Raw genomic sequence first — 21,390 nt, forward strand, 5'->3', positions numbered from 1 at the left:
GCTGCGCTCGGGATGACACCGTTTGGAGATCGGCGCAGTGCGCGAATTCAAAAATCGCTGTCATCCCGAGCGCAGCAAGGGACCCTTCGTCAGCCCACCGCGTATTCCGCGACCTGCCGTCCGATGGCTTCGGGTTCGTTCTGCCAGCCGCGTTCGCCGTGGCCGGGCATGGCGATGTTGTGGATCAGGGTGCCGAAGGGCGGGACGAAGAGGCCGCAATGGTTGAGCGGCATTGCGATGCTGGCGATCGCCTGGTTGGCGCCGTCCTCATTGCAGGTGGCGATGATGCCGAGCGGCATGTCTTCCAGCTCGTAGGGCTCGTCGCTGAAATCCCAGAAGACCTCGTCGATCAGGCGCTTCGTCAGCACCGAGACGTTGAACCAGTGGACGGGCGTGGCGATGATCAACGCGTCGGCGTCGCGCAGCTTCTGCTGGACGGCCTTGAGGGAGAAGTCCGGGCGCAGGATCTCCAGCGACGTGGCGATGCCCTTCGTCTTCTCCGCACCGCGCAGCGCCTTGACGAGCAGACCGTGCGCGACGCTCTTCTCCGCCGTCGGCGCACACAAAATGCCAAGCACGGTTGTCGTCATGGATTCTCCATTGGGCGGTGAGACCTATTCGCAAGGCAATGTTGCGGTCGTGTGTAAGAGCCGCGCAATGCCCCGCCTTCCGGCTTTTCGTGGCTTTGGCTGCGAAAGTTTTCCAAAGCCTTTTCGAACGCCACATGCAAGGTGCGGATTGTTACGAAAGCTTCGGCGCTTGCATGCTGCAAGGTTCGTGACTAGACCATTCGCGCGGGGGCTTTCCCATCAACTTTCTCGGTGTTTTGAAATGAAGCGACTGGATTCGATGGACTTCGACGAGCTGCTGGCTCTCAAGGCAAAGGTCGAGGCGGCCATCGCGACGCGGGTCGAGAAGGAGCGCAAGCGGCTGACGGAATCGCTCGAGCGCCTGGATGCGCTGGGTGCGGGCTCGCCGAAGCGCGGCAAGCGTGGTCCCAAGGTCGGTGCCGTGAAGGGACGCAAGCTCGAGCCGAAGTATCGCAATCCCGAGAATGCCGAGGAGATCTGGGCCGGCCGCGGCAATCGTCCGCGCTGGCTGACCGCCGCCCTCAAGGGCGGTCGAAAGAAGCTTTCGGACTTCGCCGTCGAACCGGCGAAGTAAAGCGCGCTTCTAGTTTCCGGTCTTGAAGCCGCGCGGGAACCGCCCGCCGTCGTTCTGGCCGAAATAGCCGGTGGCCCGCGTGAGATCGCGCAGGCTGCCGAGCTTCACCAGTTCGGGCTTCACGTACGGCTTCTTCTTCGCAATCGGCGGCAGCGTATCGCTGTCGTTCGAGGCGTGGTCGTCCATGACGAACCTCCTGCACGCGCTGTTGCGTCAGATGCGCAATGAGCATGTTAGGAGTTCGGTTGCATGGGGCCATTGCAAAACACGCCAATTTTGTAGCGCGTGGTAGCGGCCTACCGTCGAACACACTTTTTTGTTCAATAGCGTGCGCTAACGCACGCCCGCGATCACGCCGCTTCGTCCATCACGTCCAAAAGGGCCGGACGCACGCCGAGCTGTTCGACGAGCTGGTCGAGCTTGCGGCGGGCCAGCGGATTGCTCTGCTGGTGGCGCGTCGCGAGGATCAGCTCGTTCTTCAGCGAATGTTCGAGGCCGGTGAACTCGGTCACGCGCACCTTGTAGCCCTGCGCCTCGAGCACCAGCGCGCGCAGCACGTTGGTGGCGTGCGCACCGAACTCGCGACGGTGCATCGGATGGCGCCAGAGCTGGTCGATCGGCGCGGGCTTCGCGCCTTCGAGCAGCGAGGCGACCTCGGCCTGGCAGCACGGGATCAGCGCGACCACCTTGGCCTTGTGGCGCAGCGCGAAGCGGATCGCGTCGTCGGTGGCGGTGTCGCAGGCGTGCAGCGCCGTCACCATGTCGGCGCGACCGTCGGGCAAGGCGGTGCCCGCGATGTCGCCCGCGACGAAGGACATGCGGTCGAAACCGCACTGGCGCGCCAGCGCCTGCGAGCGCTCGACCAGCTCGGCGCGCACGTCGACGCCGACCAGCGAACCGTGGCCCGCCGGCCCGACGACGAGGTCGTAGAGGATGAAGCCGAGATAGGACTTGCCGGTGCCGAGATCGGCGATGACCGCGTCGGGCGTCTCGGCCAGCAGCGCGTCGAGCGGCGCGCGCAGCAACTGCACGAGATGCAGCACCTGCTTCAGCTTGCGCCGCGAATCGAGATTGAGCCCGCCGTCGCGCGTCAGCACGTGCAGCGCCTTCAAGAGCTCCACCGAACTTTTACGCGCGCCACCGGGCCAGACCTCGGCCAGCACTTTTTGCGCGGCAAGGACGTCGGGGCGTTCGCGGGTCTGAGGCTGATTCCTGGAAGCGTTCTGGGACCGGTGCTGGGACATAGGCGAGCTTGTGGGCGAGACGGGCCCGCCGCGCAAGCCGTCAGCCCTGCGGCGGCAACCGGAGCCAGGTGTTGATCGCCGCCACCTCGTCGATCCACGGCGGTTCCATATGAAGCCGCGGCAGCTCCTCGGTCGTCGTCATCTGCGTGACCTCGACCGATTCCAGGCTCCATTCGGGCCCGCCATGGGCTGGACCGTCCGGCGGCTCGTCCTCCGGCTCCTCGGTCGAGACGTAGAGCAGGTGGAAGCGGCGGCCGTCGGTCAGGCTGACGACGCAGCCGACCGACGAGGTCTCGGTCTCGATTTGCGACCAGTAGGCTTCGACCCATTCGAGATCGTCGACGGTGAAGCCGAAGCCCTGCTCGGCGGCCAGCTCCATCGCGCACAGGATCAGGTCGGCCTCGATCTCGAACGAGTCCTGTTCGTCGGGCTGCGGAAACGGCAGGACGGACATCGCTGCGTCTTCTTGGCGTTGCGTGCTCATCGTGTGTCGCTCTTTCAAAGCCGGTGGTTGCCGCGGCAGCAGTTCCAGAACCAGGCGCGGTGTTCCTTCTCCGCCCAGACGATCATGACGCCGGCATGGTTGACCGGATCGGCGATCGTGGGATGCGCCTGCTCGAGGTGTTTCGCGGCGGCGAGATGCGCCATGTAGGAGTAGGCGCCGAGATGACGCTCGAAGCGGTAATGCTGGATCACCTCGCGCAGCATGCCGGTGGTGCGGCCCCAGGCGAGGATCTCCTCGCGCTCGACCTCCAGCCGCGGCCATTCGAGCGCCACTTCCTCGCGCGTGGCGCCGCGGGTCTGGTTGGGCACCAGCCGGTGCAGCCGCCGCTCGAACGCATGCTCGCGCAGCGCCACGGCATCCGCCTCGTCGGCGAAGCGATAGCGGCAGATGCTGTTGAACTCACCGCTCCGGTGCGCGCCCAGACTGTGCAGCAGCTCGTTCACCTCGCCATATTCGCTGAACGTCCAGGCGCCGCGCCGGATGATCGGCGCGGTATGGGGGAAGTCGCGTTCAATGTCGGTCGATGATTCCTGCAGCATCGCGCGCCTCAGCGGGTACGGATGAAGGAACGCAGCTCGGCCTGCGACAGGAACCGCGTGGCCGAGAAGACGCGCGAGCCGCACTTGCCGCACACCACGCCCGCCTGGTCGAGCGTGCGCCGGTCGCCCGGCGTGGCCCTCAAAGCCGCCGCGGTGACGACGACGCGGCGGATGCAGCGATCGCATTCGATGCCGATCGGATAGGTGCCCGTGGCGACGTCGTGAAGGGTGAGTCCGGTCATCCAGCGCCTCCTGTTCTGGCCTGACTCGTATAAGAACAAAATAGGAACATCAAGCCACGGGATATGGGGCTTCCAGGTCAGGAAAAACCACCAGATTTGGACTTCCAGTGCCTGACGGGCTATTGGAATATTAGCTAAAAGCTAATATATTGATGTAGTGAAGGTCACCTACAGCAAATCATCTTTGAAGGTACTGAGCCGACTGCAGCCCAAACTGGCGGCGCGGATCATTGAAAAGATCGAGCAGTTTGCCGCCGACCCGCAGTCTCAAGCCAACAATGTGAAGGCTTTGGTCGGGTCGTCCTATCTCCGCCTTCGCGTCGGCGATTGGCGCGTCATCATGGACGATCAGGGCACTGTGCTCCTGGTCCTCGAAATCGGCTCTCGCGGCGATATATACAAATAGGAGGCGAGCATGCAGATCATCACTACCCCCAACGGCGAAAGCCTCGTCATTCTGCCGCTTGCCGACTACGAGCGTCTCGTCGACCAGGCCGATATCGCCAGGGCGAACAAGATCATGCGCGACATCGCGGCGGGCGACGAAGAGGTCATCCCGGCCGATATCGTGCGTCGTCTCGTTGCCGGCGAGAACAAGGTCAAGGTCTGGCGTACTTACCGCGGCCTCTCGGGGCGTGATCTCGCGATTGCCGCCGGCGTCAGTCCGCCTTTCATCTCCGAGATCGAGAGCGGCAAGAAGGACGGCAGCGTGTCGGTCATGAAGAAGATTGCCGAAGCGCTGAAGGTCGATCTCGACGACCTCGTGTGAGTAATGGTCGCCCCGCCATCTTTCTGACGCGGTCGGTCCCCAAATGCGCAGTCATGATGATGCTGCCGGACTTGCGTTCCCTCGATGGCTCTTGATCTGGCGCGACCTCTCTCCGGCCTGAGGGATGCGGCCGGCAGCACGCTCGAGACGCTGACCGCCGCGTTCGATGCCTCGCCGCTGTCGCAGCGCCGGCATCGCATCGCCGTGACCGGGCTGCAGCGCTCGGGCAAGACCGTGTTCATCACCGCCTTCGCCCACGCGCTGATGACCGCGGCGCAGGCGCCGATGGCGGCGTTCCCGTTCTTTCCCTGGCGCGAGCATCTGCGTTCCGTCGAGCTGCTCGACATTCCGGGCGTGCCGCGCTTTCCGTTCGAGCAACGGCTGGAGCAGCTCCTTGCCGACAAGCCCGAATGGCCGGCGCCGACCACCGGCCTCAGCGGTCTTCGGGTTCGCATCCGCCACGGCGATGTCGGCCTGCTGCGCTCGGCACTGTCGTCGACCGCCACCACCGACCTCGATCTCATCGACTATCCCGGCGAATGGCTTCTGGACCTGCCGATGCTCACCCAGTCGTTCCGCGACTGGTCGCGGCAGATGGAGGAGCTGGCCCACAGCGCCGGTCGTCTCGACCTCGCGACGCCCTGGCTCGACGCGGTGCGCGCACTCGATCCCGCCGCGCCGGAGAACCCGGCCGAGCTCGCGCGCATCGGCGGTCTCTATCGAGACTATCTCGTGCGCTGCCGACAGGAACGCAGCCTCTGCTTCGTGCAGCCGGGACGCTATGCCGTCCCTGAGTCCAGCGGCGAAGGCCACATCGATTCCGCGACGCTGTTCTTCCCGCTCTCTTCGGTACGCTCGGCCAAGCGCGGCACGATGGGTGCGGCGCTGCGCCAGCGCTACGCCGCCTACCAGCGGCTGGTGCGCCAGTTCTATGGCGACGTGTTCGGTCGTCTCGGCAAACAGGTGCTGCTGGTCGATCTTTTATCCTCGCTGCAGCAGGGCCACGAAGCCTTCGCCGATCTTGGCCTGGCGATCCGCAGCATCAGCGACGCCTTCGAGGAGCTGAAGCACCCGCTGCTTAAATTGCTGCCGCTGGCGAAGGTCGAGCGGCTCGCTTTGGTCGCGACCAAGGCCGACCATGTCACCGCCGACCAGCACGCCAACCTCGTGAACCTGCTGCGCGAGATCGTGGGCGAGCCGTTCCTGCGCGCGACCGCGCGCCAGTCGGGCCTGCTGGCCATCGCCTCGGTGAAGGCGACGACCGACCTCAAGCTCAAGGTGAACGGCCTCGCCATGCCCTTTTTGCGCGGCATCCCGTCGGGGCGCGACGAGGTATTGGACATCCAGCCCGGCGTGATCCCGGGCACGATCCCCGCCGCCGACCAGTGGGGCGAGGCCGCCTTTCACATCAGGCGCTTCGAGCCGCCGCGGCTCGGGCCCGGCGGGCGCGACCGGCCGCTGCCGCACATCAATCTCGACAAGGTCCTGCAATTCCTCCTCGCGTGAGCACCCCATGAGCATCACTTCCCCCACCGAGACGCCGCCGCGCCGCCTCGTCGACATGGAGTTCCGGCCGGGCGACCTGCCGGCCGCCGACGCGCCACCGTCCATCGAACCGCTGCCGGAGCCGACCATGCGCCCGCCCGCGATCCGCTGGCCCGCGAAGGTCGCCGCCGGCTCGGCCGCGCTGCTGGTGCTGCTGGTGGTCGTCGACGGCGCGGTCTCGCTGGCGCGCGGCGCGATCGAGCAGGGCAGCCTGCTCGACCTCGCGAAGTTCGGCGGGCTGGTCGCGTTGCTGGGCTCGACGCTCTATCTGCTGGCGGCGCAGGCGCGCGCCTATACGCGGCTCAAATCGGCGGAGAAGGCGCGGGCGCTGGCCGAGCACCTGTCGCGACTGGGCGGCGTCGGCAGCGGCGGCCGCCTCGTGGGCGCGCTGAAGGACCTCTATGCCGGCAATCAAGAGGTGCTGGGCAAGCTCGACGCGGTGTCGAACGCGCTGCAGCCGCAGCACACCGACGCCGACGTGATCGATCTTCTCAATCGCGAGATCTTCGTGCCGATGGACCGCGCGGCCGACGAACGCATCCAGCGCGCCGCCCTGCGCGCCAGCCTGGGCGTAGCGGCCTGCCCGCATCCCGCGCTCGACGCGCTGGTCGTCGTCGGCATCGGCATCGCGCTGGTGAAGGACCTGATGCAGATCTACGGCCTGCGCCACGGCGCGCGCGCCATCTGGCGCATCCTCTCGCACGTCCTGTTCTCGGCCTCCTCGACCGCCGTCATGAGCACCGTCGTCGAGTTCGCGATGAAAGCCGCCCAGGACCGCCTCGCCGCCGCCGTCGTCGGCACCGCGGGCGAAGCGCTGGTCGTCGCGCGCCGCACGTTTGCGCTGGGCATGCTGGCGAAGGAGGAGATCAGGCCGTTGCCGGCGGTGAGGTAAGGCAACAGGAATGCGACTCCTTCACGAAATCGCTTCACAACTAGCAGTGCTTACGGGCGGTCGCGAAGACTGTCGCTTAAAGCGCTAACTCATATTGTTCTGCGGACCAGATGGCCTGCCGATGATTCGTTCCACTTGGCTTCCATCTGGCATCTGCTCAAATCCCGATATGGAGATTCTAACGCAGGCCTCGCTTCTTCTTTCCACCGCAGGATTGTAAATGTCTCTGTAAGTCATGCATGAGTAGACAAAAAAGTGCAGTCGGTCCTCGCGTACTGCATGATATTCTTCCTCGGTTAAGCAGCGCTCATCCGTGACAACATCCCCTTTGGGGCTAATGACAACGAGAGCTCCAAACTTCCGATCCTCGTCATCTTGTTCATCTTCGCTGAAAAAAGGGGCCAGAGTTCCTGCAGGAACAAGTTTATGATTTGTATAAGTGCGGACCTTCAGTGCAGGCGTTGAGCCCACATTGGCCCAGATCAATCCAACTCCTAGACCTTTCTGATAACGCTTCCCGCGAAGCGTGTAGTTACTCATGTGAAGATAATTGATCCCCACAAAGGAAAGCCAAGCTCGATTGATTTGCATCGAGGCTTCAGCAGCATCTGCTGCGCGTATGGCTGCAGCTGCAGAAGTAGTTGAGGCCGTAGCTGCATCGATAGCGGCGTTAGTGCCCTTTCGGACGTACCAAAGATTCCAAATCACAAACGAGAAACCAAAGATCGCCACCGCTATCGAAATAATATTCAAATAAACGGTCGACTCTGCCGCCTTCGCCATGCGCCTTTGCTCGCATAGATCAGCTTCGTCATGGCTCTTTGCTTCTCCGCATTTCAATTTTTCCCAGTCGGTATCAGTTGATTTGCCGTCGATGATCGGAGCCTCAGTCTTTGGGGGTGCCGATTCATTTTGTGCAAATGGTGCAGCTTGCCGAGACTGCTTGGGATCATCTTGGGCATGTATTCCATTCGAGATAGCAAGCGCTGTGATGAGGCATCCAATAGGTGCGAGTCGGTTCAACGGATTTCTTTTGAATATTCTTGGAAAATCGCCGCGATGAATCGGTCGCATCATCTAGATAGTCCTCCAAAGACCGAGGGTATCACAACTTATAAGTGAATGCGCATTAGGTCGCTACCCGCCGCCGGGCGGCGCGATAGCGCTCGACCTGCCTCACGAAGCCGTTCCACAACTCACGACGCTTCTTAAACCAGCGGGCGCGATCGGGTTCGCGCCATGATCTGAAAGGCACGCCCGACCACGGGCTGCGCTTCTCGCTCTCGTGAGTCTGCAGGTGAGAGAGCCAGACGAGGGCGGCGGCGGCGTGGGCCTCGTGGGCGAATTGGCCGAGCGCTTCGCAGTCGGGTTCGAGCCAGCGGTCGAAGACGAGGCCGAGCTTTCGTTCGACTCTTTGGAAATCGCGGGCGCGGTGGTCGATCTCGGCCTGGCAGACGGCGACGGCCCAGGCGCGGAAGTTCACGGACTCCAGATCATGCGCGGGAAGCGGCCGGCGTTCGCGGCGGATCAGTTCGGCGACGGGAAGAGGCGGGGCGGCGACAGTCTCTGGTGGGCGGTAGGAGAGACTGTCGGGCATGATCCGAATATCGGATCAAGGTCCGGAATAGTCAATCAAAATCCGGATAGTAATCCGGATAAAGATCCGGCAGTGCGTCCCAAGAGAAAACGGGGCGCCGAAGCGCCCCGCATCTCCTGGCTCACGTCCACTTACTGGAAGCGGCGATTGTTGTTGTACGGGTCGACGGCATTGGGAACGCCATCGTGGTCCTTGTCGCCCCAGGCCTGATTGGGACGACGGTTGTTGTTGTAGGGATCGAAGGCGTTCGGAACGCCGTCGCGATCCTTGTCGCCCCACGCCTGGTTGGGGTTGGGACGGTTGTTGTTGTTGTAATTGTCGTAACGATTGGGAACGCCGTCGTGGTCCCTGTCACCCCAACCCTGGTTGGGACGGTTGTTGTTGTAGTTGTCGTAACGGTTGGGAACACCGTCACGATCCCGGTCGCCCCAGGCCTGCGCGTCGGCCGGCTGGAAAGGCGCAGTGGCCAAAGTTGCCGTCGCGAGCGTGGCGGCGGCGAGGGTGGCGAAAGCAATTCGCTTCAACATCAGTACCTCCATTCTGCGCGGCATCGCCCGCGTCATCATGGGGGGTAATACGCGACCGGCCCGCAGGCCGTTGCCTCATCATCATGGAATTCCTGTCAGGCCACTTCTTGGTCACCGAGCGCTGGTTGCGTCCGGATGCAAAGAATCGTGCCTATCTCGGATCTTCGACATCCACGGGCGGGTGCTCGGTCGGCAGCGGCGTGATCGACATCAAGGTGACGCCGGTCGCGGATTCGAATCGGTGCCACATGCCCTTCGGCACGATCACCATCGCGCCGGCGGCGAGGTCCAGGGTCGATTGCGGGCCTTCGTCGGGCAGGAGGCGCAGCAGGGTGCCGCCCTCGATGACGTGCACGATCTCGTCGCCGCTGGGATGGCGCTCCCAGCCGCCGGTGCCGCTGAACTTGCTGGTGAAGATGGCGCCGTCGCGATAGGGCGCGAGCTGCGACAGGCCCTTGCGGCGATCGTCGGCCGGGCTGGTGGGCGTGCGCGCGAATTGGGTCAGTCCGGCGAGATTGGCGGTGATGTCCAGGACAGTGGCCAACTCATCCTCCGTTTTCATTCAGCGATGGGGAGGTGAGTGTAGCTCGCCTTCCTATCGTCCACCTTTCATGAGTTCGTCCCATTCGAGGACGCGGTACACACGAAAGACCGTCTTGCGGTCGACCTCGAATTCCTTGCTGGGGCGATACTGGCCGAGCTTGATCCGGCTGCCGGAGACGCCGACTAACAGCTTCACCACCGCCTGGCGCACGCTCGAGCCGGCGATCGGCCTGAACTCGACGACGACGTGATCGTTGACGCTGGGGGCGCGGTCGCGCTCGACATAGATGAGACTGTTGGGCTTGCGCCACGGCCACATCGAATCGCCCACCACGTTCAGCGCGAACACATCACCGCGGCCCAGGATGCCGGGCGGGCGGGCGACATGGTCGATCACCGTGCCGTTCATCTCGAACTCGCCGTTGCCGTCGCCGCCCATCGCGGTGCCATAGAGCGGCACGTCGGACGCCATGTGCCCCAGCATCGGACGGGCCGGCGCGTCGAAGGCGGGCATGACGTTGCCCGCGAGATCCGTGATCGTCACCGGACCGTCGGGCGCTTCGCCGCCACCACTGCCCTCAGCGCCCAGCAGCTCGGCGACGCCGACGGCGCGGCCGGTCTTGCGCGCCGCGCCCGCGGCGAGCTTCGAGTAGGTCTTGTCGGTCAGCGTCTTGGCGCCGGTCGGATCGTCTAAAAATTTGCGCAAGGTGCCGTCGCCGAGCCCGGAGAGGGATTCCCACTGGGCGACGTTGAGGCCGGCCCCGGCCATGAAGCGGCGGAGCGCCTGGCGGCGTTGGTTGGCGTCGAAGGCCATGCCGGCAGTCTGGCATTTTTCGGAATATATTCCGAGAGGAGTTTTGTCCGGAATCCGTCTTGAAGTCGGATTGTTGTCCGGATAGTATTCCGGACCATGACCTCCCCGACGATCTCCGCTCTCGTACGTGTCCGGACCTGGCTCACCTCGACGGAGCTGACGCGGGCCGAGATCGCGGCGCGGGCGTCGGTCGACGAGAAGACGCTGCGGCTGGCCACGCGCGCCACCTGGAACCCGACGGCCAACACGCTGGCCAAGCTCGAAGCGATCATCCCTGCCGACTGGAACGGGAGCGCCGGCTGATGCGCCGCTCCGACATGAAATCCAAACCGAATGCTGCCCGCGCCGTGCCTCCCTCACGGCGCGCCGGCAGCGGGGCGGCGCCGTCCCCCGATCCGGCGCCGCCCCACCCCTTGTCTCCCCACCCCTTACTGGTCGAGGACGCAGCCGACTGCCTGTCGTTCGAACGTCTCGGCGGCTTCTCGGCGCGCGCGGCACGGATGGCGACGCGCGACATGCTGGCCGATCGCGCGCGAGAGCTCGGTATTGCGGAGTGGCAGATCGAGGCGGCGATCGATGCCGCGCTGAAAGAAGCGGCTCAGCCGGCGGCGCGAGCGGCGAGGTGACGTTCGGCGGTTTCCAGGTGATGGATCATGCTGGTGAGGGCGGTGTGCGTGGGTTCGGCGCGCAGCGCGGTGCCCATCCACATCGTGAGCGTCTCGGCATCCTGCGCCACGCTCTCGGGCATGTGGAAATGCTCGCGGCTCGACTGGAACGCCCAGCGCGCCTTCTCCAGCACGTCGAGGTCCTGCAGGGTGTCTATAAGGTCCTCGAAGTCCGGATCGATCTCGGCGGCGTCGGAGATGCGCCGCATCGCGCTGCGCGCGGCATCGAAGGTGGTCGTGCCGGGCTGCAGCGTATCGTCGCCGAAGCGCGGATTGCGGATGAGCGTCTCGAGCGCCAGCAGCAGGGTGCGCAGTCGCGCGAGATGCAGCGCCGCGACCTTGGCGCGCCGGCGCAGCCGCGCCACCTCGGACCAACGGCCGACCGCCCAGCTGCTGTACACGCTGATGCCCGCGACCAGGACGGCTCCGCCCATGATCGTGAGGACGTTGCCGAAGTCGCCACCGGCCCGCGTCGCGCCGCTCAGCACCGCGAGGAAGAAGCCGGCCACCAGTCCGACGACGGCCGGCAGGGCCATGCGCCACGCGCTGTCGCGCCCGCCGGTCTTGCCGGCGCGCGTGGACTCCGTCTTTCCCAAGTCAGTCGATTCGGCTTCGCTGCCCCCAGCGTTGCCCACACCCAGTACACTCATGCGGATTTCCCAATCCCCGCATCGAGAAAACCACTCCGCGTTCAAAGAGTCGATAGACGGTCGTGCAAAGCGCGACCTTGTGAACCACGCAGCGTCTGCAAATTCACCCGTAGTGAGATTGAGTCACTTCTCGCCGAGCCACGCCGGCCACGATCCCTTGCGCGCCTTGCGCGCTTCGAACTCGGCATCCGCATAGCGCTGGCTGGCGCGCGGCTCCCAGCTCAGCGGCTCGTCGAGCTCGTGGCCCCAGGCGACACCGGAGGCCAGCATCGCGCCGCCGAGATCGATCGGCTGCGCTTCGTCGAGCGCGCATTGCGCCACCATGCGGCAGTCGGAATCGAAGCGCGCGATGCGGCACTTCACCTTGTGGTCCGAGCGCGCCAGCAGATCTTCCAGCGTCGCGCGCGCCCGCATGCCGGTCACGTTCTCCATCTTCTGTGCGTCGCGCATCGCCGGCGCCTGCAGGCCCCACAGTTTCAGCGGCGCCTTGAGCCCGGTGCCGCCCATCGTCTCGCCATCGATGGCGAAGGCCTGGCCCGACCAGTTCTGCGGCAGCGCGCCGGCACTGGCGCACGCCGCGGGCTTGGGCGCCGCGGGCGCGGCGGCCGGTGGTGTCGCGGGAGCAGCGGGCGCCGCCGCGGGGGGACGGTTCTGCGCGGCTGCCGATGCGGCGAGCAGCGCCAGCACGATCGAGAGAGGCAGGAACTTCTTCATGCGCCGACCGTGGCGCGGCTTTGCGGCGGCGTAAAGGCCGCGCTCCCAACAGAGGTCGTTTGACATGGCGCGCATCCGCACCATCAAGCCCGAGTTCCCGCATTCCGAAAGCATGGGCAATGTGAGCCGCGACGCGCGTCTGCTGTTCGTGCTGCTGTGGGGGCAAGCCGACGATGAGGGCAAGCTGCGCGGCTCGCCGCGGCTGCTGAAGGGGCTGCTGTTTCCCTATGACGACGATGCGTCCGGCCTGATCGAGGGCTGGCTGACGGAGTTGGCGCGCGAGAACTGCATCGAGCGCTACGAGATCGACGGCGCGCACTATCTGCGCATCGTCCACTGGCACGCGCACCAGAAGATCGACCGGCCGGGCGCAAGCAAGATTCCCGACCCGCCGCCCCGGCTTCCGGCGCCGCGCGAGGCCTCGTCGAACGCTCGCGAGCCTTCGTCGCTGGATCAAGGATCAGGGAAGGGATCGGAGGACCAGGGAAAGGATCGAGGACCGAAGGAGCCGGAGCAGGGCCAGACGCGCGAGGCGGCGGCTGCGGCGTCGCCGGAGACCGAGGCGTGGCGCCACTGGCAGGAAGTCGCGCGCGTGGAAGGCTGGCCCGAGGCGTCGTTCCTGAACTCGACGCGACGACTGAAATTGCAGGCGCGGCTGGCGCAATGCGGCGGCCTCGAAGGCTGGAAGCTGGCGCTCGAGAAGGCGCGCGATGCCGAGTTCCTGCACGGGCCCGATGGCCGCATGCCGCGCTGGTTCGATCTCGACTGGCTGCTCGACGAACAGAAATTCACCAAGCTGATGGAGGATCGCTATGCCGAACGACGTCGCGACGACAAGCCCGGCCTCGGGAGCACTCTCGACGGCTACGCCCAGTTTGCTCGAGAGAGTTCTGGCTGAGGCGCTGTCGCTGGCGGAGTCCGGCATCGCGTGGCGGCCGCCGCGCGTGCTGCCGCCGCAAGCCGAGCTGCGTGCCGAGATCGCGCGGCTCGCGGTGAAGCCGGTCGACACGGCGCATGCCATGCAGTGCCTCGCCAAGCTCACCATGGCGTTCGAGGGTGGCGGCCGGCTCGCTTCCGACCAGGCGCGATTGCGCGCGGCCACATGGATCGAGGCCAACGGCGATCTCGGCAGCGAGCTGTGGAGCGAGGCGACGCTGTGGTGCCTGCGCAACGCGCGCTACGGCATGCCGACGACGGCGTCGTTCCGGAAGGCGGTGATCGATCGCTTCACCGCACGCCAGCGACGGCTCGATGCCTGCCGTCGCCTTCTCGATGCAGTCGAGAAGCGCGGCCGCGACAAGGACGGCGGCGAGGAACGCGACGAGATGCATCTGTGGCGCCACGGCACGCCGGCCGAGCGCCGCGCGATCCGCGTCCGTCGTCTCGGCCAGGTGATCGAAGGCAACCTCAGGGCCGGTCACACCGAGCGCGCGGCGGCGAACAAGGCGTTGCTCGATGAAGTCGAACGACAACAGCGCGCCGCCGGTGAGATCGCGGGAGAAAGCCGATGAGCCGCGGCCGCCCCTGGACGTCCGACGACGAAGCGCAGCTCAAACGACTGGTCGTCGCGGGCTACACCGACGGCGAGATCGGTGCGGCGATGGCGCGCCATCCCGACCTGATCCGTCGCCGCCGCCGCGCCGCCGGCATCGCCGCCGGCCAGTCGCGCGCCGCCACGATCGCGCTGATGCGGGTCAACCGGCGGCGGTTGGGCAAGAAGGTCGCCGGCAATTACGAGGCGTCGACGACGAAGGAGCCGGCGCGATGACCGGCCGGCCCACGAAGTTCGACGAGGCGAGGACCGCCGAGATCTGCCGGCGCCTGGCCGACGGCGAGACCCTGCGCGAGATCTGTCTCGACAAGACGATGCCCGGCCGCGCCACGGTGCGGCGATGGCAGGCCGAGAACAGCCAGTTCCGCAGCCAACTCGCCATCGCGCGCGAACAACTGGCCGACGCGCTGGCCGAGGACGCGGTCCATCAAGCCCGCACCGCGACCTCCAGCACCGCGAGCGCGCGCCGGCTCTATGTCGACGCCATCAAGTGGTACGCCGCCAAGCTCGCCCCCCGCCGCTACGGCGAAAAAGTCTCCCCCGACGCCCCCACGAGAGTGTCGATCGGCGACGCGATCGAGAAGGGGCGGGAGCGGGTGAAGAGACTTAGGGAAGGGTAGACGAAGGCGTCGTGCGCGATCGGTCTTTCTTCGGCGCTCTCGGACATCGCAAGGCGATGTCCTGACGCTCAATGGCCGAGCTTCGCTCGGCCTAGCAACGCGGCGCGGTGCGGGTGCGGTAGCCGTCGAAGTACTGGCTGCCGCAGACGACCTGCTGCTGCACGACGTCGTCGCGATAGCCGTTCTGGCCGCGGTTGGTCACGGCCACGGTCGTGTAGCGGCGGCCGTCGGCCTGGTTGTAGAAGGTGCCCTGGTTGTTGTTGCCGTAATAGGGCTGCTGCTGATTGTTGTAGTAGTAGTTCGGCGCCGGCTGCGAGTAGGCATAGCGCGGCGGCGGGGCGTTGTTGTAGCCGGCGTTGTTGTAGCCGGCGTTGTTGTAGCCGTAGGCCGGCGCGGACTGATAGCCGTAGCCGCGCTGGGCGCCGTAGCCGGGATCCTGGCAGGCGGCGGCGGCCAGTCCGAGGCCCGCGACGATCACGAGTTTGGCAACCTTCAACATCTGATCCCTCCAACCACACGCCCATCATCGGGAGCGCTCCAGGCCAAACCAAGGCGGGCTTGGTTCTTCCTGAGGGCAACAACGCTTTCTCTTCGCTGGAGTTGCCAAGGCGCGGGTGCGACACCCGCGAGGCCTTGGCGGCCGCCCTTCTTCAGCCCGTCGACCTGAAAGCTGCCCTGCCATTCCATCCGATGGTGCTTCGGGTTGATGAATATCAATGCGCGAACCGCTGGGTGGCACACCATGTCCTGGAAACGGGAGGGGCAACCATGAGGCGGAATTCGGGGACGCCCTCGGGCGGCCGTTCGGAACTCTCGTGCAATCGGCGCCAGCTGCTCCTGCTGTCGCTGGCGGCCGTGACGGCGACGTCGTTGCCGGCGCTCGCGCAGACGCCACCCGGGACGCCCACGCCCCCGACACCGGCACCCGCACCGGCACAGGCGCCGGCGACGCCGGAGAGGAAACTCTTCTCGCCGCAGGAACTCGACCAGATGCTGGCGGTGATCGCGCTCTATGACGACGCGCTGCTGTCGCAGGTCCTGATGGCCGCGACCTATCCGCTGGAAGTCGTCGAGGCCGCGCGCTGGCAACAGGCCAATCCAACGCTCACCGGCAATGCCGCGGTCGCGGCCGTGGCGGACAAGACGTGGGACGTCAGCGTGAAGTCGCTGGTCGCCTTCCCGTCGATCCTGAAGCAGATGAACGATCATCTCGACTGGACGCAGAAGCTGGGCGATGCGCTGCTCGGCCAGCAGGACGATGTCGCGGCCTCGATCCAGCGGCTGCGCGCCAAGGCCGCCGCCGCCGGGAACCTGAAGCCCGGCGCCGGACCGCAATACACGGTGACGACGCAATCGCAGGGCAACGACACGATCTACGCCATCGCGCAGACGAGCCCGGAAGTCGTCTATGTGCCGAGCTACGACCCCAACAATGTCTACGGCCCCTGGCCCAATCCGACCTATCCGCCGACCTTCTGGCCGCTGGGCGGCGCGCTGTTGCGCGGCCTGGTGTGGGGCGCGGGGATCGCGGCGGCGGGCGCGTTGTTCGGCGGCTGGCGATGGGGCTATGGCGGCGGCAACAGCTACGTGAACGTCAATGCCAGCCGCGCCGTGAACATCGACCGCAACTTCAATCGCAACAACATCGGCGCCGGTGATCGCTGGCAGCATCAGGTCGATCACCGGCGCGGCGTCGCCTATCGCGACCCGGCAACGCGGCAGCAGTTCGGCCAGAACCGGCCAGGCGCGGAGCAGCGCGAGCAATTCCGCGGACAGGTGCAGCGCCCCGCACAGGGACCGGCCGGTGGCGCCGGCGCCAACCGCCCCGGTGGTCCGGGAGGTGGCGCCGGCGCAGGCCAGCGTCCGGGTGCGGGGGCCGGCCCGGGTGGGGGTAACGTACAGCGTCCGGCACAGCGGCCCGGCGGTGGCGCCGTCCAGCGTCCCGGCGCGGGCCAGCGTCCGGGCGGCGGTGGCGCTCTCGGTGGCGTCAATCGCGGCGGAGCGGTCAATCGCGAGTCGCAGCGCGGCCGCGCGCAGCAGCAGCGCAGCGGCGGCCGTGCAGGCGGTGCCCGTGGTGGCGGCGGCGGTGGTGGTGCGGCGCGTGGAGGCGGTGGCGGCGGCGGCGCACGTCCCAGCGGCGGCGGCGGGGGCGGCGGACAACGTGGCGGCGGCGGTGGTGGCGGCGCGAGAGGCGGCGGCGGTGGAGGTCGGCGATGACAAGACTGGTCTCTCGTAGCCTCGCGGCGCTCGCCCTCTATGCGAGCCTGTCCGCTACGTCCGTTGCGCAGACGCCAACACCGGCGCCGGTGCCGACGCAGGCTCAAACGCAGAAACAGGCGCCGCAGCTCAAAGGCTTCCCGACGCCCGAGGCGGCGGCCGATGCGCTCACCGACGCCGTGCGCAAGCACGACGACAAGGCGATCACAGCCATCCTCGGCGTCGACTGGCACACGCTGATCCCCGGCAGCGACTGGCAGGACGACGAACTGCGCGAGCAGTTCCTGAAGGCCTGGGACGAGAGCCACAGGATCATCCAGGAGACGCCGGACAAGGCGCTGGTCGGCGCGGGCACGACCGGCTGGATCTCGCCGCTGCCGATCGTCAGGCAAGGCAACGAATGGCGCTACGACGTCGAGGCCGGCCGCGTGGAACTTGAGGCGCGCCTGATCGGCCGCGACGAGTTCGCCGTCATCCAGACCCTGCTGGCGATCGTCGATGCGCAACGCGATTACGCGTCGCTCGATCCGATGAAGATCGGCGTGCCGGTCTATGCGCGCCGCCTGGTGAGCACGCCCGGCCAGAAGAACGGGCTCTATTGGGAGACGAAGCCGGGCGAGCCGTCGAGCCCGCTGGGACCGTTGCTCGCCAAGGCGCAGTTGGGCGATGTCGAGCGCGAAGGCTATTACGGCTACCGCTTCCGGCTGCTCTACAGCCAGGGACCCGATGCGCCGGGCGGGGCGCGCGACTACCTGCTTCGCGACCGCATGATGGGCGGCTTCGCCGTCATCGCCTGGCCGGTGCGCTACGGCGAGACCGGCGTCATGACGTTCATGATCAGCAACAACAGCGACGTCTACGAGAAGAACCTGGGCGAGGAGACGGCCGCCCGCGCCGCCGCGATCAACGTGTTCAATCCCGACAGCAGCTGGGACAAGGCGGACATGACGCCTCCCTGAGCGTCGCATGCCGACTACCCGCTGGGCGTGCTGACCTATCTCGACGCCCGACCCGGCAAGGACTGCTCGATCGCCGAGATCGCGAAGGCCTACGGCATCTCGCAGAACCACCTGATGAAGGTGGCGCACGACCTGGGGAAGGCGGGCTATGTCGAGGGCATGCGCGGCCGCGCCGGCGGCATCCGCCTCGCCCAACCGGCCGACCGGATCAACGTCGGCGAAGTGGTCCGCCACACCGAGGAAGGCTTCGACCTGGTCGAATGCGGGACGTGCGCCATCGCGCCCGCGTGCGAGCTGACCGGCATCCTGAGCGAGGCACTGGCCGCGTTCATGGACGTGCTGGATCGCTACACGCTGGCGGATCTGCTGAAGTGGCGGACGAAGCTGTTGAAGTTGTTTGAGGTAGAGATCACCTGATTCCTCAAAATACCAGCCAGCATCGACAGCCGCGATGCAAGGCGTGGAAGATTCCTGTTGCCAGTCAATGGGGCATTGTTAATCGAACGCATCCAATTCTCCGTGAGCCAGCGGCGCACGTTCTTCAAGCGCAACAAGATCGTTAGAATAGGTCTCTATGGAAATGGGAAACGTATTCAAATGGAGTGAGAGACCTCTTTTCGCGTTTCAATCCGACACCACTCTTAATTGAGAAGATTGGCGCCATCGTACCAACTAGTCCGGCCAGAACAACTGTGGTGGCGGGCATGTCGAAATTCCAGGCTGCAAATGCCGCGACGGCACCCTGTGTCAAGTTTAGGATTTCGAGTTTGGCCTCGAATCCAGATAATTTCATCTTTAGTCCGGATTCGTTACTTACCTTTAATAGGTTAGCTAAAGCCCGATCTAAAGCCATCATCGCAGTATTCTTTGCGTGCGGCTGATCTGCCGAATTCACTATGCTCTGGTAGACCTCGTCCAGATGAAGGCGAAGTTCCAAAAGTTCTGCGCGACGTTTGTCTTTGAATTTCAGAATGTCGTCGAGTGGAACGTCTTTGTCGGGGATCGGAATCGCCTGAAATAGCTCAACTATTAAGCCTCGATTGGCCGCTAAATCATCGCCTTTGAAGCTCAGGGATTTTTCACCTCGAGCAAGGCTCCATAGTCCGGCGTCACGTCGATCAAGCTCACGGTATGTTCCAAGGAAAGCTTCGAGGATGTGATCGTCTATGCTGCCACTACCGCCCGAAACTTGCGAGCGATGTAGTACGCCTACCGATTCGAGGAATTGTACGTCATTGCCACCGTCCCATGTTGCAACGTGGCTTCGGGGGAAATCTAGGCGATCCCAAAACAACAACGCGAACCGTAATTCTTGCGGGTCCATAACAGCACTGGCGGTGAAACCGCCATCTTGAATTCGCATAGGTGTCGATACGACAAGGCCTCTTTCGTCTTTGGCTAGCTTTGGGCTGGCTAGTCGAAAATTACGAGGTCGGCCGAATCCATCTTCGACTGAAAAATTCGACATCCTTATCTGGGGGATTTTGTTTCTGGCCACTGGATTCTGGCGAGGGATCGTTGGCTTTACCTTGAGTGAGCGCAGAATAGCCACTGCGCTCACCGATCCGAGTAGGTCTCGTTTAAAGCTCATCGGTTCTCCAGTTTGGGAATGGCCCAATCTGTACGAGGCGCGTAAGTAGCAGGTTGTCTATCGTAATGTTAGTTACGACTTCAGATTGTGACAAGGCTTCGGAGGTTATCTACGCTCCTGTCATGCTTCCCGTGGTTTAATTTTGAGTCTCATTGTTGGATTCAAATGGCACTTGCGAATTGACGCCACCCCATTCACATCCTGTCCCGCGCGCGCAGTTCTTCAATCCCGCGCTTTGTCATGGCCACGTCGTCGGACACCTGCGCGCAACCGGTCCAATGTTTCAGCACGGTGATGTCGAAGGCGAAGGTGTGGACGAGGCGGGTAGGTGTGACTTCAGCGCCTGCAGGACGACACCCCTGTCGAGCGGGTCGACGTCTCGGCGCTCAAAGATCGGGTGGTTCGAGATGCCGTCGCAGGCGACGCATCGGCAGATAAGCCAGACGTCGACAGGCCGACCGTTGGCGCGCGCGGCTGCCGCTGCGTACATACGCGAACGCGTATAAAGTGTTTTTAAACGTGTTCGCGTATATCGGACGGAAAACGCTCTACTTCGAAATCGTGACGGGTCCGATGTCGCCGCCGTCGGCTCGCACGCGCAGCTTGCCGTTGAGGCGGTAGTACTGGAAGCAGCCCTTGCTGTTCAGCGTGCGCCGCGTCCAGCAGACCTTGCCGTCGTTCTGGATCGAGTAGGTGCCGCCGTCGGCGATCCGGCCGTTGGTCGAATCGTACTTGCCGTCGGGCAGATAAAAGAAGGCCCAGGCTTCCTGTCCGGGCACCTCGTGCATGACGTTGACGCCCATCAGGGTCTGGCGCACCTCGGCGGCGGTCAGCGGCTGGCCGCCGGCCTGGGCGATCGCAGGAGCCATCGCGGTCGTGGTCGCGGTCAAGGCGGTGGCGGCCGCCAGCACGCCGAGAGTGGCGGCGGTCAGAGTTCTCATCATGTCGAAATTCCCCCCAAGAGAGTCCGCCGCATCGTTGGCGGCGCGGTCCCCAAACCGCACGCCCATTAAGGCAATCCCGAACGACTATTGCAACTGTGAGAAGGGCCCGACATTGCTGCCGGGCCCTTCGTTCTCGTCATTCGCTCTCGCGGCTCGCCGGCGCCTACCGATCCACGTGCTCGGGCATTGCCTTGAGCTGGTCCTTCGTCCAGTTGGTGACGGCGTGGACGTCGCCGTCCTCGTCGCGCATGAAGTCGAGGCCGGCGATCGGCACGCCGACGGGCTTGGCGCCGATGCCTAAAAAGCCGCCGACGTCGATCACGACCTGGGCGGCGGTGCCGGCGCCGTGGAGGTGGGAGACGGTGCCGATCTTCTCGTCGCCGGGGCCGTAGATGGTGGCGTCCTCGAGGATCTCCGCGTTCAGTTCGTTCGCGGCGAGCCGCGCGTGCTTGCTGTGGTCCATGGCTGTTCGCTCCTCGGTTGGGATCTCGGGCTGCTAACCCGCCCTGCGTCCCGTCGTTGCGCCGCGGGGCGGAAAAGATAGAGTCGCGGCATGGCGAAACTTGTCTTCGGGATGAACCAGACCCTCGACGGCTATGTCGATCACATGGACATGCCGACGAACCCCGATCTGTTCCGGCACTGGACCGAGCATGTGGCCGGCCTCGCGGGCAGCGTCTACGGGCGCGTCATGTACGAGACCATGCGCTACTGGGACGACGACCTGCCCGAATGGACCGAGGCGCAGCGCGCCTTCGCGGTGGCGTGGCGGCGGCAACCCAAGTGGGTCGTGTCGCGCACGCTCACGTCGGTCGGCCCCAACGCCACGCTTGTCACAGGTGATGTCGAGGCGCTGGTGCGCGACCTCAAGGCCACGCTGCCGGGCGAGATCGCGGTGTGCGGGCCGATGCTCGCGGGAAGCCTGGGCGCCGGGCTGATCGACGAGTATCGCCTCTACCTGCACCCGGTCGTGGCGGGACGCGGCAAGCCGTTCTTCACCGGCCCGCGGCCGCCGTTGCGGCTCGCCGCCACCGATCGGGTCGGTGGCGACGTGATCCGGCTGACCTATGTGCCGGTGGGCGTGCCCGCCGGCTGAC

Annotated in this window: 32 protein-coding genes and 1 pseudogene; 15 read left to right on the forward strand and 18 right to left on the reverse strand. The window is 65.3% G+C overall.

All coding sequences use genetic code 11. The features are described from left to right. Window positions 1-89: 89 nt before the first annotated feature. Window positions 90-590: a flavodoxin family protein gene (locus AC1RP5_RS09550; RefSeq protein ID WP_493110400.1), complete on the reverse strand. Its 501-nt coding sequence runs from the start codon at window positions 588-590 to the stop codon at window positions 90-92. A gap of 241 nt (window positions 591-831) precedes the next feature. Between AC1RP5_RS09550 and AC1RP5_RS09555 the strand changes: the two genes are divergently transcribed. Then, window positions 832-1,164, forward strand: a complete 333-nt coding sequence (locus AC1RP5_RS09555) for an H-NS histone family protein (protein ID WP_493110401.1) — start codon at window positions 832-834, stop codon at window positions 1,162-1,164. Window positions 1,165-1,173: 9 nt separating this feature from the next. Here the strand turns inward: AC1RP5_RS09555 and AC1RP5_RS09560 are convergent, their stop codons facing one another. The 5 genes from AC1RP5_RS09560 to AC1RP5_RS09580 all read right to left on the reverse strand — a co-directional run bounded on the left by AC1RP5_RS09560 (window position 1,174) and on the right by AC1RP5_RS09580 (window position 3,694). Continuing rightward, window positions 1,174-1,350 carry a lasso RiPP family leader peptide-containing protein gene (locus AC1RP5_RS09560; protein WP_493110402.1) on the reverse strand — a complete coding sequence of 59 codons (177 nt, stop codon included), beginning with the start codon at window positions 1,348-1,350 and terminating at the stop codon, window positions 1,174-1,176. Between the two features lie 164 nt (window positions 1,351-1,514). Next, window positions 1,515-2,285, reverse strand: a complete 771-nt coding sequence (locus tag AC1RP5_RS09565; protein ID WP_493110403.1) for a class I SAM-dependent methyltransferase — start codon at window positions 2,283-2,285, stop codon at window positions 1,515-1,517. A 163-nt stretch (window positions 2,286-2,448) separates the two neighbouring features. Then, entirely contained in the window at window positions 2,449-2,862 is a 414-nt protein-coding gene (locus AC1RP5_RS09570) for a hypothetical protein (protein WP_493110404.1), read from the reverse strand. A gap of 44 nt (window positions 2,863-2,906) precedes the next feature. Continuing rightward, the gene (locus tag AC1RP5_RS09575) at window positions 2,907-3,452 is read right to left on the reverse strand and encodes a hypothetical protein (RefSeq protein WP_493110405.1); all 546 of its coding nucleotides are present in this window, start codon (window positions 3,450-3,452) and stop codon (window positions 2,907-2,909) included. A gap of 8 nt (window positions 3,453-3,460) precedes the next feature. Continuing rightward, a complete protein-coding gene (locus tag AC1RP5_RS09580; protein WP_493110406.1) occupies window positions 3,461-3,694 on the reverse strand; it encodes a hypothetical protein in 234 nt (77 codons plus the stop codon). Window positions 3,695-3,851: 157 nt separating this feature from the next. On the opposite strand from AC1RP5_RS09580, the gene AC1RP5_RS09585 reads away from it, so the two are divergent. The 4 genes from AC1RP5_RS09585 (at window position 3,852) to AC1RP5_RS09600 (ending at window position 6,900) form a co-directional block, all read left to right on the forward strand. Further along, complete coding sequence (locus tag AC1RP5_RS09585; protein WP_493110407.1) at window positions 3,852-4,100, forward strand: type II toxin-antitoxin system RelE family toxin; 249 nt, start codon at window positions 3,852-3,854, stop codon at window positions 4,098-4,100. 9 nt (window positions 4,101-4,109) lie between these two features. Then, window positions 4,110-4,463 carry a helix-turn-helix domain-containing protein gene (locus tag AC1RP5_RS09590; RefSeq protein WP_493110408.1) on the forward strand — a complete coding sequence of 118 codons (354 nt, stop codon included), beginning with the start codon at window positions 4,110-4,112 and terminating at the stop codon, window positions 4,461-4,463. An 84-nt stretch (window positions 4,464-4,547) separates the two neighbouring features. Beyond that, on the forward strand, window positions 4,548-5,969 hold the full coding sequence (locus AC1RP5_RS09595; protein ID WP_493110409.1) for a YcjX family protein: 1,422 nt from the start codon (window positions 4,548-4,550) through the stop codon (window positions 5,967-5,969). A gap of 7 nt (window positions 5,970-5,976) precedes the next feature. Further along, window positions 5,977-6,900 carry a YcjF family protein gene (locus AC1RP5_RS09600; RefSeq protein ID WP_493110410.1) on the forward strand — a complete coding sequence of 308 codons (924 nt, stop codon included), beginning with the start codon at window positions 5,977-5,979 and terminating at the stop codon, window positions 6,898-6,900. An 84-nt stretch (window positions 6,901-6,984) separates the two neighbouring features. Here AC1RP5_RS09600 and AC1RP5_RS09605 read toward each other — a convergent pair whose 3' ends face one another. The 5 genes from AC1RP5_RS09605 to AC1RP5_RS09625 form a co-directional block, all read right to left on the reverse strand. Beyond that, window positions 6,985-7,977 (reverse strand): hypothetical protein, encoded by a 993-nt coding sequence (locus AC1RP5_RS09605; RefSeq protein ID WP_493110411.1) that lies wholly within the window; start codon window positions 7,975-7,977, stop codon window positions 6,985-6,987. A gap of 52 nt (window positions 7,978-8,029) precedes the next feature. Continuing rightward, window positions 8,030-8,497, reverse strand: a complete 468-nt coding sequence (locus tag AC1RP5_RS09610) for a hypothetical protein (RefSeq protein WP_493110412.1) — start codon at window positions 8,495-8,497, stop codon at window positions 8,030-8,032. Window positions 8,498-8,628: 131 nt separating this feature from the next. After that, window positions 8,629-9,024 (reverse strand): hypothetical protein, encoded by a 396-nt coding sequence (locus tag AC1RP5_RS09615; RefSeq protein WP_493110413.1) that lies wholly within the window; start codon window positions 9,022-9,024, stop codon window positions 8,629-8,631. Window positions 9,025-9,175: 151 nt separating this feature from the next. Continuing rightward, window positions 9,176-9,568, reverse strand: a complete 393-nt coding sequence (locus AC1RP5_RS09620) for a cupin domain-containing protein (protein ID WP_493110414.1) — start codon at window positions 9,566-9,568, stop codon at window positions 9,176-9,178. A gap of 51 nt (window positions 9,569-9,619) precedes the next feature. After that, window positions 9,620-10,381, reverse strand: a complete 762-nt coding sequence (locus AC1RP5_RS09625; RefSeq protein ID WP_493110415.1) for a S24 family peptidase — start codon at window positions 10,379-10,381, stop codon at window positions 9,620-9,622. Between the two features lie 96 nt (window positions 10,382-10,477). Between AC1RP5_RS09625 and AC1RP5_RS09630 the strand changes: the two genes are divergently transcribed. Beyond that, a complete protein-coding gene (locus AC1RP5_RS09630) occupies window positions 10,478-10,684 on the forward strand; it encodes a hypothetical protein (RefSeq protein WP_493110416.1) in 207 nt (68 codons plus the stop codon). Further along, window positions 10,684-11,007, forward strand: a complete 324-nt coding sequence (locus AC1RP5_RS09635) for a hypothetical protein (protein ID WP_493110417.1) — start codon at window positions 10,684-10,686, stop codon at window positions 11,005-11,007. The genes AC1RP5_RS09630 and AC1RP5_RS09635 overlap by 1 nt, the downstream gene beginning before the upstream one ends. On the opposite strand, the gene AC1RP5_RS09640 is transcribed toward AC1RP5_RS09635, so the two are convergent. Continuing rightward, entirely contained in the window at window positions 10,980-11,696 is a 717-nt protein-coding gene (locus AC1RP5_RS09640) for a hypothetical protein (protein ID WP_493110418.1), read from the reverse strand. The two genes, AC1RP5_RS09635 and AC1RP5_RS09640, sit on opposite strands and share 28 nt — an antisense overlap. Window positions 11,697-11,819: 123 nt before the next feature. Next, window positions 11,820-12,476, reverse strand: coding sequence for a thermonuclease family protein (locus tag AC1RP5_RS09645; protein WP_493110420.1), 657 nt, complete (start codon window positions 12,474-12,476; stop codon window positions 11,820-11,822). On the opposite strand from AC1RP5_RS09645, the gene AC1RP5_RS09650 reads away from it, so the two are divergent. Genes AC1RP5_RS09650 through AC1RP5_RS09665 form a run of 4 tightly spaced genes read left to right on the forward strand, consistent with a single transcriptional unit; the run spans window position 12,475 to window position 14,582 of the window. Then, entirely contained in the window at window positions 12,475-13,308 is an 834-nt protein-coding gene (locus AC1RP5_RS09650) for a hypothetical protein (RefSeq protein WP_493110421.1), read from the forward strand. The genes AC1RP5_RS09645 and AC1RP5_RS09650 overlap by 2 nt on opposite strands. Next, window positions 13,286-13,921, forward strand: a complete 636-nt coding sequence (locus AC1RP5_RS09655) for a hypothetical protein (protein ID WP_493110422.1) — start codon at window positions 13,286-13,288, stop codon at window positions 13,919-13,921. The genes AC1RP5_RS09650 and AC1RP5_RS09655 overlap by 23 nt, the downstream gene beginning before the upstream one ends. Further along, window positions 13,918-14,178, forward strand: coding sequence for a hypothetical protein (locus AC1RP5_RS09660; protein WP_493110423.1), 261 nt, complete (start codon window positions 13,918-13,920; stop codon window positions 14,176-14,178). The genes AC1RP5_RS09655 and AC1RP5_RS09660 overlap by 4 nt, the downstream gene beginning before the upstream one ends. Further along, a complete protein-coding gene (locus AC1RP5_RS09665) occupies window positions 14,175-14,582 on the forward strand; it encodes a terminase small subunit-like protein (RefSeq protein ID WP_493110424.1) in 408 nt (135 codons plus the stop codon). The genes AC1RP5_RS09660 and AC1RP5_RS09665 overlap by 4 nt, the downstream gene beginning before the upstream one ends. Before the next feature lie 91 nt (window positions 14,583-14,673). On the opposite strand, the gene AC1RP5_RS09670 is transcribed toward AC1RP5_RS09665, so the two are convergent. Further along, window positions 14,674-15,081, reverse strand: coding sequence for a hypothetical protein (locus tag AC1RP5_RS09670; RefSeq protein WP_493110425.1), 408 nt, complete (start codon window positions 15,079-15,081; stop codon window positions 14,674-14,676). A 269-nt stretch (window positions 15,082-15,350) separates the two neighbouring features. On the opposite strand from AC1RP5_RS09670, the gene AC1RP5_RS09675 reads away from it, so the two are divergent. The 3 genes and pseudogenes from AC1RP5_RS09675 to AC1RP5_RS09685 all read left to right on the forward strand — a co-directional run. Further along, a complete protein-coding gene (locus AC1RP5_RS09675; protein WP_493110426.1) occupies window positions 15,351-16,799 on the forward strand; it encodes a DUF3300 domain-containing protein in 1,449 nt (482 codons plus the stop codon). Continuing rightward, window positions 16,796-17,758 (forward strand): DUF2950 domain-containing protein, encoded by a 963-nt coding sequence (locus AC1RP5_RS09680; RefSeq protein ID WP_493110427.1) that lies wholly within the window; start codon window positions 16,796-16,798, stop codon window positions 17,756-17,758. Before AC1RP5_RS09675 ends, AC1RP5_RS09680 begins: the two co-directional genes overlap by 4 nt. A 15-nt stretch (window positions 17,759-17,773) precedes the next feature. Then, window positions 17,774-18,175: pseudogene (locus AC1RP5_RS09685) on the forward strand (Rrf2 family transcriptional regulator); the annotation flags it as partial. 142 nt (window positions 18,176-18,317) lie between these two features. On the opposite strand, the gene AC1RP5_RS09690 reads toward AC1RP5_RS09685, so the two are convergent. The 4 genes from AC1RP5_RS09690 to AC1RP5_RS09705 form a co-directional block, all read right to left on the reverse strand. Next, window positions 18,318-19,310, reverse strand: coding sequence for a DUF6236 family protein (locus AC1RP5_RS09690; RefSeq protein WP_493110429.1), 993 nt, complete (start codon window positions 19,308-19,310; stop codon window positions 18,318-18,320). 322 nt (window positions 19,311-19,632) lie between these two features. Next, window positions 19,633-19,839: a DUF1062 domain-containing protein gene (locus tag AC1RP5_RS09695; protein ID WP_493110430.1), complete on the reverse strand. Its 207-nt coding sequence runs from the start codon at window positions 19,837-19,839 to the stop codon at window positions 19,633-19,635. Window positions 19,840-19,897: 58 nt separating this feature from the next. After that, window positions 19,898-20,293 (reverse strand): hypothetical protein, encoded by a 396-nt coding sequence (locus AC1RP5_RS09700; RefSeq protein WP_493110431.1) that lies wholly within the window; start codon window positions 20,291-20,293, stop codon window positions 19,898-19,900. A gap of 163 nt (window positions 20,294-20,456) precedes the next feature. Next, window positions 20,457-20,756, reverse strand: coding sequence for a PRC-barrel domain-containing protein (locus AC1RP5_RS09705; protein WP_493110432.1), 300 nt, complete (start codon window positions 20,754-20,756; stop codon window positions 20,457-20,459). A 90-nt stretch (window positions 20,757-20,846) separates the two neighbouring features. Here AC1RP5_RS09705 and AC1RP5_RS09710 point away from each other — a divergent pair, with 90 nt between their 5' ends. Then, a complete protein-coding gene (locus tag AC1RP5_RS09710; RefSeq protein WP_493110433.1) occupies window positions 20,847-21,389 on the forward strand; it encodes a dihydrofolate reductase family protein in 543 nt (180 codons plus the stop codon). Window position 21,390: the final 1 nt, after the last annotated feature.

Source organism: Reyranella sp. GW821-FHT12G01 (assembly GCF_058806575.1).